This window comes from Clostridia bacterium, assembly GCA_035628995.1.
Taxonomy (GTDB): domain Bacteria; phylum Bacillota; class Clostridia; order Lutisporales; family Lutisporaceae; genus BRH-c25.
In genome coordinates, this window is sequence record DASPIR010000022.1 from 48,881 (window position 1) to 64,784 (window position 15,904).

At 40.6% G+C, this 15,904-nt stretch carries 13 protein-coding genes; all 13 read left to right on the forward strand.

Annotated features, from left to right (window positions below; translation table 11 throughout):
- Positions 1-4 precede the first annotated feature (4 nt).
- The 13 genes from VEB00_06680 (at position 5) to VEB00_06740 (ending at position 15,600) form a co-directional block, all read left to right on the forward strand.
- On the forward strand, positions 5-1,348 hold the full coding sequence (locus VEB00_06680; protein ID HYF82696.1) for an aminotransferase class III-fold pyridoxal phosphate-dependent enzyme: 1,344 nt from the start codon (positions 5-7) through the stop codon (positions 1,346-1,348).
- Between the two features lie 556 nt (positions 1,349-1,904).
- A complete protein-coding gene (locus VEB00_06685) occupies positions 1,905-3,128 on the forward strand; it encodes a Zn-dependent hydrolase (protein ID HYF82697.1) in 1,224 nt (407 codons plus the stop codon).
- 140 nt (positions 3,129-3,268) lie between these two features.
- A complete protein-coding gene (locus VEB00_06690) occupies positions 3,269-4,774 on the forward strand; it encodes an NCS1 family nucleobase:cation symporter-1 (GenBank protein ID HYF82698.1) in 1,506 nt (501 codons plus the stop codon).
- A 122-nt stretch (positions 4,775-4,896) separates the two neighbouring features.
- On the forward strand, positions 4,897-6,264 hold the full coding sequence (hydA, locus tag VEB00_06695) for a dihydropyrimidinase (protein ID HYF82699.1): 1,368 nt from the start codon (positions 4,897-4,899) through the stop codon (positions 6,262-6,264).
- Between the two features lie 24 nt (positions 6,265-6,288).
- On the forward strand, positions 6,289-7,635 hold the full coding sequence (locus VEB00_06700; GenBank protein ID HYF82700.1) for an FAD-dependent oxidoreductase: 1,347 nt from the start codon (positions 6,289-6,291) through the stop codon (positions 7,633-7,635).
- Position 7,636: 1 nt separating this feature from the next.
- A complete protein-coding gene (preA, locus tag VEB00_06705; protein ID HYF82701.1) occupies positions 7,637-8,893 on the forward strand; it encodes an NAD-dependent dihydropyrimidine dehydrogenase subunit PreA in 1,257 nt (418 codons plus the stop codon).
- Positions 8,894-9,127: 234 nt separating this feature from the next.
- Positions 9,128-10,192: an aminopeptidase gene (locus VEB00_06710; GenBank protein ID HYF82702.1), complete on the forward strand. Its 1,065-nt coding sequence runs from the start codon at positions 9,128-9,130 to the stop codon at positions 10,190-10,192.
- Positions 10,193-10,371: 179 nt separating this feature from the next.
- On the forward strand, positions 10,372-11,433 hold the full coding sequence (locus VEB00_06715) for a tetratricopeptide repeat protein (protein ID HYF82703.1): 1,062 nt from the start codon (positions 10,372-10,374) through the stop codon (positions 11,431-11,433).
- Positions 11,434-11,453: 20 nt separating this feature from the next.
- Positions 11,454-11,603 (forward strand): hypothetical protein, encoded by a 150-nt coding sequence (locus VEB00_06720; GenBank protein ID HYF82704.1) that lies wholly within the window; start codon positions 11,454-11,456, stop codon positions 11,601-11,603.
- A gap of 119 nt (positions 11,604-11,722) precedes the next feature.
- Positions 11,723-12,295: a DUF1003 domain-containing protein gene (locus VEB00_06725; protein HYF82705.1), complete on the forward strand. Its 573-nt coding sequence runs from the start codon at positions 11,723-11,725 to the stop codon at positions 12,293-12,295.
- On the forward strand, positions 12,249-13,616 hold the full coding sequence (gene rlmD, locus VEB00_06730) for a 23S rRNA (uracil(1939)-C(5))-methyltransferase RlmD (GenBank protein ID HYF82706.1): 1,368 nt from the start codon (positions 12,249-12,251) through the stop codon (positions 13,614-13,616). The genes VEB00_06725 and rlmD overlap by 47 nt, the downstream gene beginning before the upstream one ends.
- A 105-nt stretch (positions 13,617-13,721) precedes the next feature.
- Positions 13,722-14,849 (forward strand): radical SAM protein, encoded by a 1,128-nt coding sequence (locus VEB00_06735; GenBank protein HYF82707.1) that lies wholly within the window; start codon positions 13,722-13,724, stop codon positions 14,847-14,849.
- Positions 14,850-14,997: 148 nt separating this feature from the next.
- The gene (locus VEB00_06740; GenBank protein ID HYF82708.1) at positions 14,998-15,600 is read left to right on the forward strand and encodes a class I SAM-dependent methyltransferase; all 603 of its coding nucleotides are present in this window, start codon (positions 14,998-15,000) and stop codon (positions 15,598-15,600) included.
- Positions 15,601-15,904 lie beyond the last annotated feature (304 nt).

Genomic DNA, 15,904 nt, shown 5'->3' on the forward strand with positions numbered 1-15,904 from the left:
AAAAATGGATCAGAATGTTATTGATTACGGCAATAAGGTAAAGCTCGATGATTTGGCATACAACCTGCACTCATGGAGTGCGCAGGGTTCATTAAATCCATTGGTTGTAACAAAAGCAGAGGGGGTATACTTCTGGGATGCGGACGGGAAAAGATATACTGATATGTCCTCCCAGCTGGTGAACCTGAATATAGGCCATGGAAACAGGAAAGTCATAGAAGCTATAAAGGAACAGGCGGATAAAATGGCTTTCATGGGGCCATCCTTCGCATTTGATTGCAAGTCTGAAGCAGCGAGGAAGATAATCGAAGTAGCTCCGGACAATATGGGCAAAGTATTTTTCACCAATGCAGGAGCAGAAGCAAATGAGAATGCAATAAAAATAGCCAAGATGTACACGGGCAAGTACAAGATATTCTCAAGATATCGCTCCTACCATGGTGCTTCGTATGGGGCGGCTAACCTTACGGGTGAGCAGAGAAGGTTTCCCAGTGAACCCGGAATCCCCGGCTTTGTAAAATTCTTTGATCCATATTTGTATAGGGCTCCATTCCCATTCAAGTATGACAAGGAAGCAACAAAGTACTATATAGGGCAGCTTAGGGAGCAGATACTGTACGAAGGACCAGAGCAAGTGGCAGCAATATTCATGGAGACTGTAACGGGCAGCAACGGCATTATAATCCCGCCGGACGGATACCTGCAGGGAGTGAGAGACCTGTGTGATGAGTTTGAGATTGTTATGGTATGTGATGAGGTTATGGCAGGCTGGGGAAGAACTGGAGAATGGTTTGCTGTCAACAATTGGAACGTAAAACCGGACCTTATTACCTTTGCGAAGGGCTCGACCTGCGGATATGTACCGCTGGGCGGAGTAATAGTAAGCAAGAAAATTTCAAAGCACTTCGACCAGAACACACTGTGGTGCGGATTGACCTACAGCGGACATCCTCTGGCATGTGCAGCAGCGTGTGCAACCCTTGATGTATACAAGGAAGATAAGCTTATAGAAAACAGTAAGAATATGGGCAAGGTGCTTGGGGAGATACTCGAGAATCTGAAAGCAAAGCACTCCTCTGTCGGAGATGTAAGATATATAGGCCTTTTCTCCGGCATAGAGCTTGTCAGGGACAAGGCAACAAAGGCGCCTCTGGTAGAGTATGGCAAAGACCCGGAGAAAATAATGAAGAAGATACTGGGAATGCTTATAAGCGAAGGGTTCTGGACATATACCCATGAGAACATCATTGTTGTAGCTCCTCCGCTGATAATAAACGAAAAGCAGCTTCGTGACGCGATGGTGATTATGGATAAAGTGTTGGATTTTGTTGATAACGTAATTAAATAGTTAATAGTAATTTATATAAAAAAGCCTCACTTTGGTTTGGTTGATCTTTAAGAGAAATCATTCCACGGGGAGGCCTTTTTAATTTGCAGCCGGGGCACAAAGATTCTCTGGATATTATTATAATTCGACCCAAAATACCTTTTACTATGAACGCTAGATGGAATATTCTGAAAGTTGATAATTCCTTAAATCAATTGATGCGGTAATGAATCTAAAAAACAAGATGCATGAATGCTTATATAATATGAATATAGCGGTAATTGATAAATTTTTGGCATACTTATTTGATTCAACTCCAAATCGCGATTTTTATCATAATTTGCATTGTACATATGTTAGTTCCTGCAAATCACGCAGGAGAGCATATTTCATTATTCTGTGGAATGGCACGATAGTTGCATATACAAAATAGTTAGACTCTTTAAATTATTTAAACAATTGGTTGAAATTTTGACAGTACTGCAAACTTAATCTTATATATATATTAATTAAGGGAGTGATGCTTAATACCAAAGCTTTGGAACTAAAACTATTTATAAAAGGGAGTGTTGGGAAAATGCTAACTTGCAGCAAAGACAGAGCACAAAACAAATTAGAAACTTTTGCTAAATTTGGCGATGCCGGACATGGCGGTATCACAAGATTTTCTTTGTCAGAAGAAGCGCTTCAGGCAAGAGCAGAATTCGTTAAGCGAATGAAGGCGGCTGGTGCTGAAATCGTAACCGATGATATGGCGAATATGTATGCAACTCTACCCGGAACAGAAGCAGGTCTTCAAAGGATCGTAATGGCATCACATGTTGATTCTGTTAGAAATGGCGGCAACTACGATGGTATTCTTGGAGTTATAACAGCAATGGAAGTAGTTGAAACAATTGCTTTAGAAAAGGTTCCTCATAGGCATCCGATCACAGCTATGATTTGGACCAACGAAGAAGGATCACTTTATCCACCGGCAATGATGTCCTCAGGTGTTATTTGCGGTAAGTTTGACAAGGCTAAGATGCTGGCTTCAAAAAGTGCTGAAGGAAAAACCTTCGGCGAGGCTTTGAAACAGAGCGGATATGCAGGCGACGAAGCGAACAGACTCAATTCTAAAGACTACATGGCCATGTTAGAGCTGCATATTGAGCAGGGTCCTGTACTTGAAGCTGAAAAGAAGCAAATTGGTGTTGTAGAGGGCGTTGTAGGAATGGTTAACTACAGAATCAGGACTTATGGACAGACTGACCACGCAGGAACTACGCCAATGCCATACAGAAGAGATGCCCTTTTGGCTGCCGCCTCTGCCCTAAAGTATTTACATGCAGAGCTTGACAAGCTTGATAGTAATCTCGTTTACACAACAGGCGAAATCCTTTGCCATCCATGTATACACACTTGTATTCCCGACTTGGTTGACTTCTCATTGGATGCAAGACATAAGGATCCCGAAGTCATTAAACAGGTTGTGGAAATTATCAAGAATATGCCTAAGGAATTTGACAAGTGTGAAGTGAAGTATCAGGAAGCGTGGGCACGTAAAACAATTGAATTCAACGAAGAATTAGTTGGTTTCGTTCAGAAGAGTGCAGATGCATATGGCTATACAAGTAAAAAAATGTACAGTGGAGCAGGACATGATGCACAGTATGTTGCTGACATGATGCCTACTACTATGATTTTCGTTCCAAGTAAGGATGGACACAGCCACTGCGAACCGGAATTCACATCTGTTGAGGAGTGCTGGAGAGGTATAAACGTAGCTCTGCAGACAGTTTTGGAGATTGATAAGAAATAAAGCCAGGGGACAATTTCACTTAATTTTGATAGCGGGTAAAACTATATGATAAAGGGGTGAGGTCAAGGCAAGCAGACCAGAGGCACTTGGGAATGGGCTTTCCGGAATTGTTCTATAAAAGTAATGGAGGTGTTTTCTTAATGGCAGGTAAAGTAAAGACTCAGAGAGAGGTTAACGGACTTTTTGAATTAACTGATAACGCACGTAAAAACCTTAAAAACAATCCATATTACAATGACGACTTGGCACCAACCAAGCTAAGTGAAAGAACATGGGGTACATATCACATAGCTGCACTTTGGATAGGGATGTCGGTTTGCATACCTACTTATATGATGGCATCCAGCCTTATGGCAGCGGGGCTTTCCTGGCTTCAGGCGATTATAAATATAGCATTGGGAAATCTGATAATCCTTATTCCTATGCAGTTGAATTCCCACGCCGGAACAAAATATGGTATTCCATATCCTGTATTTGCACGTTTATCCTTCGGAGTAAAGGGTGCGCACATTGCTTCAATAGCCCGTGCGATAATTGCTGCAGGCTGGTTTGGCATACAGTGCTGGATAGGCGGCGGAGCAATAAATGCGGTCATAGGCGTATTGAGTCCTGATTGGGCAGTTTGGGCCGGCGGGATATGGGTTTCCTTCTTCCTGTTCTGGGCTTGTAATGTATGGATTGCATACAAGGGTTCAGAAGCTATAAAGTTTATGGAATCATGGGGAGCTCCTATATTAGGTATTCTTTCTCTCGGATTGATGATTTGGGCTGTGGCAGGAGTTAATGCCATGGGGAAAGGTATACCCGACATATTAAGCGCAAAGGCAACTTATGCGCCTGGCAAGTTCTGGTCAATATTCCTTCCTGGCTTGACAGCAAATATAGCATTCTGGGCAACGCTCGCTCTTAATATCCCTGATTTCAGCCGCTATGCAAAAACTCAGAAGGACCAGTTCATGGGTCAGCTTCTCGGCTTGCCTACAACAATGGCAGCATTTGCCTTCGTTGGGGTATTTGTAACTGGCGCTACTGGTATAATGTACGGCGAATTCATTTGGGACCCGGTAGTTGTTATTTCTAAGATAGGCAGCCCGATTGCAGCTATTCTTGGCGCAATTGGCATCATAGTTGCGACTTTGACTACTAATATTGCCGCTAACGTAGTTGCCCCGGCAAACGGAATCTCCAACCTGAGCCCAAAGAAAATCAGCTATAAAATGGGCACACTGATTACTGGTGTTGCAGGCGTAGTAATAATGCCTTGGAAGCTTCTGGAGACTGCCGGCGCATACCTTTTCGGCTGGTTGGGGACATATGGATTGTTCCTTGGACCTCTTGCAGGTATATATGTAGCTGACTATTATATTTATAGAAAGAAATCACTCGATCTGGATGACCTTTTCAGAGGCTCGGAAGGACGCTATTGGTACGGAAACGGCTACAATATGAAAGCGGTGTGGACTTGGATAATATCCGGTATTCTTCCATTACTCGGCAAATTTATTCCATCCCTTGGTTTCTTCACAGAAAACGGCTGGATGATTGGATTCCTCATCTCTTTAATTGTTTACCCGATACTTATGAAGAGCGAAAACACTTCCTTGGTATTAGGAACTGAAAGCAAAGAAATTACAATGGGAGCTTAACAATAAAAGAAAAGCTGGGAGAAGGGGTCGGCAGATGCCTATCCCTTTTCCCCCTTTATTGGATGCATAACATAAACACCTGATTATTTGCATGGAAAAAATATTCTTAGGGGGTTTATATAATGGATATCATCATTAAGAATGGCACAGTTATAACGGCAAGGGATACATATGCCGCAGATATTGCAGTTAAAGACGGCAAGGTTGTAATGATAGGTCAGCACATTGATGCCGAAGGAGCAGAAGTGATTGACGCTGCGGGAAAGTATATACTGCCTGGAGCTATTGATGCGCATACTCATTTACAGATGCCTTTCGGAGGGACTACATCTGCCGACAGTTATGAAGGCGGAACACGTGCTGCTGCTTGTGGCGGTGTTACAACAGTGTTTGATTTCGTAATTCAGAGGAAAGGTCAGGGTTTGATTGAAGCTGTTGAAGGAAGGAAATCATTATGTGCACCACAAGCATGTGTAGACTATGCCTTCCATACGGCTATAACTGATCTTACACCGGCGGTGCTGGAGGAGTTCGGAGCTTCTGCCGAATATGGGGTACCAAGCTTCAAGCTTTTTATGGTCTATAAAAAAGAAGGAATGATGGTAGATGACGGAGTATTAGCTGCAGCATTGGAAAAGTCCAAAGAGACTGGAACTCTGGTTCAGGTGCATGCAGAAAATCCGGATCTCATTGATATGAGAATTGCAAAATTTCTTGCAGAAGGAAAAACCTCTGCTTGGTATCACTATGAGAGCCGTCCTGAATTTGTAGAAGCTGAGGCTGATAAGCGTGCCATTCATTGGGCAAAAGCTTTCAATGCACCTCTTTATATAGTTCACCTTGCTAATGCGGATGGCATGAACGAAGTCACAAAGGCCAGGGATGAAGGCTATGAGATATATGCAGAAACCTGCCCGCAGTATCTGCACTTCACAAACGAAGTTTACAAGCGTGAAGATGGCAGAAATTGGGTATGTTCGCCTCCAATAAAAGGGAAAGAAAGTCAGGATGCATTGTGGGATGGCATAAAGCGTGGAGATATCGATACAGTCGCAACTGACCACTGCCCCTTCCAATCCTATGAGAAGGATTGGGGGAAAGAGAATTTCACTAAAATTCCAAACGGCTGCATGGGTATAGAAAACCTTTATCCGTATATGCTTAGCGAAGCAAACAAAGGCCGTATAACCTTCAACAAAGTAGTTGAATTATGCTCTGCAAATGTTGCCAGAATCTTCGGGTGTGCTCCTGAAAAGGGTACAGTTGCAGTCGGCACAGATGCTGACCTGGTAATATACGATCCGAATAAGGAGTTTGTTGTTTCAAAGAATAACATGCACTCTGACGTTGACCATACAATTTGGGAAGGGGTAGAGCTAAAAGGATATCCGGTAATGACATTCTCACGCGGCAAGCTTGTCTTCAATGACGGTGAGTTTGTAGGTGAGCCAGGTTGGGGCAAGTTTGTAAAATGCCGACCCCGCAAATAAATGCTTTTTAAGGAGGAATGTAGATTGAAGGAGAAGGAGTATTTAATCGAGTCAGGAAAAGCATATTCACCCTTGAACGCAATCGAAGAGGCTTCAAGATGCCTGCTTTGCCATGATGCACCCTGCAGTAAAGCCTGTCCTGCAGGAACGAATCCGGAAAAATTTATAAGGTCAATTCGTTTCAGGAATGTAAAGGGTGCAATAGAGACAATAAGAGAAGCGAATATTCTCGGTGGAACCTGCTCAAGAGTTTGTCCCTATGAGAAGCTTTGCGAAGAAGCTTGCTCAAGAACAGGCATCGACAGGACAATAGATATTGGCGGATTGCAGAGATATGCAATGGACTTTGAAAAAGCTTGCGGAATGAAGGTGCTTGTTGCTCCTCCGGCAACTCTCGGAGAGATTGCAATTATAGGAGCCGGTCCTGCAGGGCTTGCAGCAGCAGCTGGGTTGGCTATGAAGGGCTGTAAGGCGACGATATTTGAAGCGAAAGAAAAGGCCGGAGGTTGGCTGACCTATGGTATCGTTCCTTCAAGATTACCTCAGGACATAGTGGATTATGAGGTAGATTATGTGAAGAGTCTTGGTGTTGAATTCAAATTCAATATCAAAGTCGGCAAGGATATAACAATTGACCAGCTAAAAGCCCAGGGCTTTGATGCAATATGTGTTGCGGTGGGTCTTCAAGGCGCAGCAGCTTTGGATATTCCAGGGGCTGACCTTAAAGGTGTGAAAACAGCAGCTGAGTTCTTGTCAGCTGCAAAGCCTGCAAATGGAAATGTTGAAATACCAATAAATGTAGTAGTAATAGGCGGCGGAGATGTTGCAATGGACTGTGCTACCACTGCCAAGCAGCTGGGAGCAAGGAATGTGACTATAGTATATCGCAGAACTATAGCAGAAATGCCCGCCAGCAAGACTGAACTCGAATTTGTGCAGAAGCTGGGTGTGAGCATAATTCCAAGCTTCAAACCTGCAGAGGTCATCGGAGAGAACGGCAAGGTAAAGGCCCTTAGGGCAATCGGTCTTGATTGGAAGGATAGGAATACTTCAGAGGAGGTGACCGATTCTGTTATACAGCTCAAAGCAGAGCTTGTCATTCAAGCAATCGGACAGACGCCTGAGGACATCTCCTTTACAGGACTCAAGGCGGTCGGTAAAGGACTTGTTATTGCAGACAACGAAACAGGCAAGACGGATATAGAAGGAATATTTGCATTCGGCGATATAGTAAACGGAGGCAAGACAGTTGTAGAGGCTGTTGCCAGAGGTAAAGCAGCAGCAGAAGCCGTTGAAGGTTATCTTAGGAGCAAGGGAATTGGAAGCAGTACCCAAAAAGAGGCAGCTGCAGTGAAAGAAGGTGAAAGATAGTATGGCAAAACGTAAAGATTTATCTTTGGATTTTTGTGGTATAAAATGTGAGAACCCGTTTTTCCTATCTTCTTCACCGGTAGGCAGTAACTATGACATGTGTAAAAAGGCATTGGAAAGCGGTTGGGGCGGAATATTCTACAAAACAGTAGGCTACTGGATTCCTCAGGAATGCTCGCCTCGTTTTGATGCTACCCGTAAAGAGGGAACTCCTTTCATAGGCTTTAAGAACATGGAAATGATATCGGATAAGCCAACCGAGAAAAACCTTGAAATGATAGCAAAGCTAAAAAAAGACTTCCCTGATAAGGTAATAGCGGTATCTATCATGGGTGAAAACGAAGAAGAATGGTCTAAATTGTCCAAGGTCGTTACAGAAGCAGGGGCAGATATTCTTGAATGCAACTTTTCCTGTCCGCAGATGACCACAAGTGCAATGGGCTCAGATGTCGGAACAAATACAGAATTGGTTGAGAAGTACTCTGCAGCTGTTAAAAATGCGACAAATCTTCCGGTATTGGCAAAAATGACACCGAACATCACTACAATGGAAGTCGCTGCTCATGCTGCAATGAGAGGCGGTGCAACGGGTATTGCAGCTATAAATACAATTAAGAGCATTACTGAAGTAGATTTAGACAATTTCACATGCCTTCCAATAGTAAACGGAAAGTCATCTATATCAGGTTATTCAGGAAAGGCTATAAAGCCCATCGCACTTAGATTTATAGCACAGATGGCCAAGGATTCTGCGCTTAAGGGTGTGCCGCTAAGCGGTATAGGCGGGATTGAAACCTGGGAAGATGCCCTTGAATTCTTACTTGTAGGAGCATCCAATATTCAGGTAACAACTGCGATAATGCAGTATGGCTATAGGATTGTTGAAGACATGATCATCGGATTATCCTATTGGATGGAGGAAAAGGACATTAGCAATCTCTCGGAAATTGTTGGTGCAGCGTTGCCGAATATTATTCCGGCAGAAGAGATAGAACGTGACTTTAAGGTTTTTCCGAAATACAGCAATGAAAAATGTATCGGCTGCGGGCGCTGCTATATTTCCTGCTATGATGGCGGACATCAGGCCATAGACTGGGATGGTGACAACAGGAAGCCTCTGCTTAACGAGGAGAAGTGCGTAGGCTGCGGTCTTTGCTGGATAGTATGCCCAATCGAAAAGTGTGTAACACCTGACAAGCGTCAGTTCCATAGCTTCGGCATACCACGGGAAATAAATGTAATAGCAAAGAAGCTATGAACCAGGTACTCCAGTCCTAAAATGAACTAAAGTTACTATGGAATGTATAAAATAGAAAATAGTAGTCAATAATAGAAAGAAAACATGAGAACTGATTCATTTTATTTACCCCTTTGGGGGTAATTTTTTTTGTCAATCAATTGCCATATTATGCTAAGTAGATTATAATAAAGCAAGAATTATAAGGTGACTATAAAATTTTATAAGCGTTTAATATTGGAGGAGTATGGTATTATGAAGGATCAAAGGCTTAGTAAACTAGCAGATGTGCTATTGGAGCACTCTTTAAATGTCAGAGAGGGCGAGAATGTAGTTATACGCTCCGGATATCTTGCAAAGCCTCTTATTGATGAGTTTTACAAGAAATCAATCGACAAAGGCGCAAATGCGTTTGTCCATATATTAGATGACGTCCATAAGAAATACCTGATGGAAAACGCAAGCGGGAAACAGCTTAAAAATGCTAATGTGCTTTATGAGGATATTTATAAGAAGGCGGATGCTGTACTGGTAATAGAAGCCCCAGAGAATACCAAGTACCTCTCAAATGTTGACCCAAAGAAGAATATGGAGAACAATAAAACCCTTGCCCCTGTGCTTAAGGAAATAACGAGCAAAAGATGGGTTCTGACAAACTATCCTGTTGAGGCCTTTGCACAGGATGCCTGTATGTCATTGGAGGAATATGAAGATTTCATGTTTGATGCTGTACTGGTAGACTATAAGAAGATGGATCAGGAAATGGACAAAATTATCAATGTGTTTGATGCATCGGATTCTATTAGAATAGTAGGCCGTGATACAGACCTGACCTTCAGCATACGAGGGAGGAAAGGTACGAAATGCAGCGGTCAGAACAACGTACCTGATGGAGAGGTATACTATGCTCCAGTCACAAACTCCGCAAATGGATATATCTATTACGAGTTCCCTGCAATCAGATATGGCAATCAGGTAGATGGTGCAAGACTGGAATTCAAGGATGGGAAAATAGTCAGTGCAAAAGCTGACATAAATGAACAATTCTTAAACCAGATGCTTGATGTCGATGAAGGCGCAAGATATCTGGGAGAGTTTGGAATAGGATTGAATTACGGTATAAAGAAATTTATAAAGAATATACTGTTTGACGAGAAAATAGGTGGAACCATACATCTTGCAGCCGGAAATGCCTATGAGCATTCAGGCGGGGATAACCGTTCAGTCCTTCATTGGGATATGATCAAAGAACTGCGAGATGTCGGAGAGATATATGCAGATGGTAAGCTAGTCCAGAAAAACGGAATATACCTTTTCTAAACATAAGGACCAAGGGAGATTTATTATCCCTTGGTCTTTTAATATCATTATATGAACTGCAAAGAAATGCCACAATAGTGCAGTTTATATAATATAAGATACCATTTAGCAAATGGAACCAAAATATGTAAAAAAAGTGATATAATATTTATAAACATTGAAAAATGGCGGTGAAATTGTTGAAACTGACAGCAGATAATATTACAGTTATGTCAGAGCACCAACAAATATCAGATAACGTTGAACTAGTCACAAAAAATATCAGAGAGTATAAGAAGGAAGACGATCTCGCTGTTTTGGAAAACTTAAAAGACCTTTGCATAAAGGAAAGTATGACAGTAGAAATAGCAAAAATGTATAGGAATATTGGTATGTACCATTTCTATACAAACAATTTTGGCAATGCAATAATATCAATGCAGTTGGCTGTAGATCTGCTGAGAAGGGAAAACTGTACAAGCCTGCTTATCGAATACTATTCTGAGTTAGGGCTGGTGTATTTCTATAATCATGAGTACTTATATTCCAAAAGATATTATGAGGATGCTGAAGAACTCCTTCTGCAAGCTTCTGATATGAATAAGAATATAATATATTCTCACTATTTAAGATATGGGATACTGCTCAGCAATATGCAAGATTATTTCCGCTCAAAATTAAAACTCGAAAAGGCATTGCTGTTTGCAGAAGACGATAAGGATACTGGATTGGTAATAATGAACATCGGTCTTTTGTTTAAAAGGCAGAAGGATTTAAAAGCTGCTCTCAGGTATTACAGTAAAGCACTTTGCCTGATGGATGAAAATAATATTAAGACAAAGGGCATAGTGTACAACAATATTGCAGAGGTTTATAAGATACTTGGTCAGTATGGGAAGGCGCTTAGTTATATTGATAAAGCGTTTAACTGCATAACGGACAATGATCTGTCCAGGATGTTCATCTTCTTCAATACATTTACAGAAATCAAGATATTAATAGGGGAAAGAGAATCAGTACTTGATGAGTTTCTGGGACTTTTGGCCAGGGTAAAGGATTTTCACCTGTATAAAAGCCTTATAATAGAAGGTATAAGAAATATGATTGTGATAGGGTGTGAGGACAGGAATATACTTAAAAGACTTGAAGATGCCATAGTTAAGCTTATAGAGAGTAATACTTATGATAATGAGGAATATATAAAAGAACTTAAGGTATGCCTTGGAAATATACGATTATCTGTTAGAGAACTGAAAAACTAATTTGAAAGGTGGTGTTTTACATGAAGAAAACATTAATATGCCTGCTACTTTCATTAACACTTATCCTGTCAACAACCGCAGCAGTATTCGCAGTAGATGATGTAGGACTAATAATTAAAGCTAAAGATACAGTAATTGTAAAACCAATGGTAGATGACGTAGGTTTGTAATAGTAGTAGAATGGTACAGCAATAAAGCAGGGGAGCGAAACGACTCCCCTGCTTTATTGCTGTATATTTTGCATGTGCATACGCAAAAATACATACAAAAAGTATTGGGGAGTGTGACTATGGATAAAGATGACCTGAAGGACTTGATAATCTCCGATGAAGCAGAAAGGGAGAATCAGATTCATGAGCTTATTAAGGGGAAGCGGTCATTGAACATTAATAAGGAGCTCTGCAAAACACTGACTCTTGGTGAAAGGATGGCTGACAAGATAGCCAAATTTGCTGGAAGCTGGTCCTTTCTTATAGTGTTCGGGGGTGTTATTTTAATCTGGACTATAGTAAACACCAAATTCATACTTGATGGGCCTTTCGATCCTTACCCATATGTATTTTTGAATCTTATACTTGCCTGTATATCATCAGTGCAGGCACCAATAATCATGATGAGCCAGAACAGGGAATCACAAAAAGAAAGACTTCGCTCAGAAAATGACTATCTCATTAACCTCAAATCCGAAATAATACTTGAGGATCTGCATATTAAGATAGACGAAATAATAAAGGAGCAAGGCCTATTGAAAAACGAGCTCAAAGATATTAAGATGGAAATGGATAAGACTAATGGAAGGTTGTGTAATGATACTAATGGGAAAAGCGATACCAGTGGAAAAGAACCAGGACTATACAGTTGAGATAACAGGACTTACCAGTGAAGGTCTTGGAGTAGCAAGAATAGAAGGCTTTACAGTGTTCGTTGAGGGAGCACTCCCTGAAGAGCAGGTAGAGATAAGAATAGTGAAGCTGCTTAAAAATTACGGCTTCGGCAAACTCTTGAGGACGTTAAAGGCCTCACCCGGCAGGATTGAACCCGCTTGCGGCGTAGTTAAAAGATGCGGGGGCTGTCAGCTGCAGCATATGAGCTATGAGACACAGCTGCAATATAAGACACGCCAGGTTAAGGATGCAATGGAACATTTAGGCGGTTTTAAAGATGTTGTAATTCATGATACTATAGGAATGGATAACCCTTGGCGCTACAGAAATAAAGCCCAATTCCCCGTGGGAATGGATGGGGATGTTGCCATTGGCTTTTATGCAAACAGGAGCCATGAGATTATAAATACCCCCCAATGCTCCATTCAAGATGAAATCAACGATAATGTAATACAGACAGTAAGGGAATTTATTAAGAAATATAATATCAGCACGTATGATGAGAATACAGGTGAAGGTCTAGTAAGGCATATAGTAACCAGAAAGGGCTTCAGGACAGGGGAAGTGATGGTATGCATAGTGATTAACGGAAATGCCATTCCCAGTGACAAAGCCTTGGTAGATATGCTCTTGGGCAGTGTAGAGAATTTGAAAAGTGTAGTGCTGAATATTAATAAAACGAAGACTAACGTAATTCTAGGTGATAGAAACATCGTAATATATGGTGAAGAAGCAATATATGATTACATAGGAGAGTTCAAATTTAGAATTTCTCCCCTTTCTTTCTTTCAGGTGAATCCCATTCAGACAGAGGTTTTGTACAGCAAAGCATTGGAGTATGCGGATCTGAAAGGTGATGAGATAGTATTTGACGCATATTGCGGTATAGGTACAATATCACTTTTCTTGAGCAAAAAGGCAAAAAAGGTATATGGAGTAGAAATAGTCGAGCAGGCTATTGAAAATGCAATCGAAAACGCCAAGTTGAACGGTATCAGTAATGCAGAATTTATAGTAGGCGAATCTGAGACGGTAATACCTGAGATGTATGATAAAGGCATCAAGGCAGATGTTATTGTAGTTGATCCTCCCAGAAAGGGCTGCGATGAAAAGCTTCTAGATGTGATTGTACGTATGGGTCCTGATAGGGTAGTTTATGTCTCCTGCAACCCCGCAACCCTGGCTCGTGACTTGAAGTACCTATCTGAGAGAGGATACCGGGTGAAGGAGATTCAGCCTGTTGATATGTTTCCACAAACGGTTCATGTGGAGTGCGTTTGTTGCCTGCAAAGAGTGTAGGCAACATGAACGGACCATGTATGTGGAGACGGTACTTTTATTAAAAAGCATAACAAGAAGATTTGAATTGAGTCTTCAGGAGGATGAATTAGAGGAGGACACGTTATGAAAATTTCAAAGAATGATGCGTTGATATGGTTTGATTTTTTTTCACAATTGACTGAGAAAGAGGAAATCAGTACAAAACATCAAGAAATCATTTACTCTACCTTTGCACAAATTGAGGCAGCGGTCGACCATAGAAATGATACGTTAATGTCGAAAATTAGAAGTTTGAAAACTTTGGAGAATAGAACTTTTTTTGTGGGAAATGAAAACAAATTCCCAAAAGGATGTCGTTCTTGTCTGTTGGGCACTGGTTTGAGTGCAATTAGGAAAACGAACAAATGTAACTTAGAGTGTAAGTTCTGTTATAATTATGGACAACTAGAGGATATTCCGCCAGTTGGCGAAGATATGTGGGAAATTGGGGGCACCAAATTTTATGAGAAGGATATTGATTTACTTCTTTCCATCCACCAGAAACCCACTGGCATTTCCTACGTTTTTTTAGAGCCATTCATGGAAATTGAAAAATACTATTCGGTTATAAAGAAATTTAGTGATGCTCAAATTCATCAACATTTATACACAAATGGCACTTTAGCTAGGTCAGAGACATTGAAAGCATTAGGCGAAGCCGGTCTTAACGAGATACGTTTCAACCTGGGTGCTTCTAAGTGTTCAGATAAAGTTATTGAAAATATTGGAATAGCGAAAAAATATATTAAAAATGTAGGTATTGAAACTCCAATGACTCCTGAGTTTTTTGAAGCATTTTTTAAGAAAAAGCAAGCGATCTTTGAGACAAAACTCGATTTTATCAATTGTGCAGAATTACATTTAAATGAGAATAACATAGACAATTATTATGGGGAAAACATGTATATTTCCAGACATGGCTATATATCTCCAATTTGGAGTAGGGAATTAACTCTGAAATTCATGAAAATAGCCGATGAAGAAAACTGGGATTTAGCAGTTCATGATTGCTCAAACTATACAAAATTTGCTAGAGGTTTAAATTTGAGCAGCAAAGAGGGTATGTGGTTCGGAGCCAATAGTAATTATGCCTGTGAGTTTTCGAGGATTCCATACGAAGTATTTTTACCAATACTGAATGATGACAATTTCAAATTTTTAAGTGAAGAAGAATTGCCTGACGACTATAAACCAGTATTGGTGAATTATTAGAGTGTCTTGTCAATTATGAGTGTTGCATTGCTGCATGGGATACTGGGTTGGTTGTCAGAGACATTTTTGTCTCCTCAAGGCACGTGGAGACGGTGGTACTATTGCAGAAAATATAATTTCATTGGGAAATAATGATGGAGGTATAATAGTGGGGAATACTGATAAGTTTGAAATGATAGCGAATATTTATGATACTTCTGAAAGAGTCCAAATTGCAAAGGTATCCTCCGATGCCATCCGAGAATATTTGGTTGACGCAAAAAGTAAGGATGTGATTGACTTTGGGTGTGGAACTGGGCTTGTTGGAATGGACTTGCTAAATGAATTTAAATCGATTCTGTTTTTGGATACATCGCAGAATATGATTAATCAAGTAAAACAGAAAATTTCCGATGCTAATATTCATAATGCAAGTACGTTATGTTTTGATTTTGAAACAGCAACCCTATCTAGTATTCGTGCTGATTATATTTTTATGGCCCAGGTTCTACTCCATATTAAAAATATTGAGTCAGTCTTATCGAGGCTATATGATATTTTGAATTTTGAAGGACATTTAATAATCGTTGATTTTAATAAAAATGATGACATAGTATCAGATATGGTTCATAACGGATTTAATCAAGAAAAGCTTATCGATCTTATGACTAAAATTGGGTATAAAAAAGTTCAATCCAAAACCTTTTATACTGGTAGTAAAATATTCATGGGTCATGATGCATCTTTATTTATACTTGATTCACAAAAATGAACTTCAAGACAGTAACTTCTAGTCCTGTTGCCTTAATTAAGATGCCTGGCGTTGCAATTTTGTACATGTTTAAAATATGCTAACAAGAACACACCATCCACTGTGAGGCCGTAGCCTTGGTGGTTAGGGAGTAGGAGAGAAGTTTAAACCCTCTGCTGAAAATAATGAATAGAACCCTAAAAAACGGACAGTGAAACTAAAAGCCTCCTATTGTAGAATAAAACTATGATAGGAGGTTTTGCTATGGCAGGGAAAAAAGGTATGAAACATTATCCTGGGTGGATGAAATACGAAGCATTCCGCA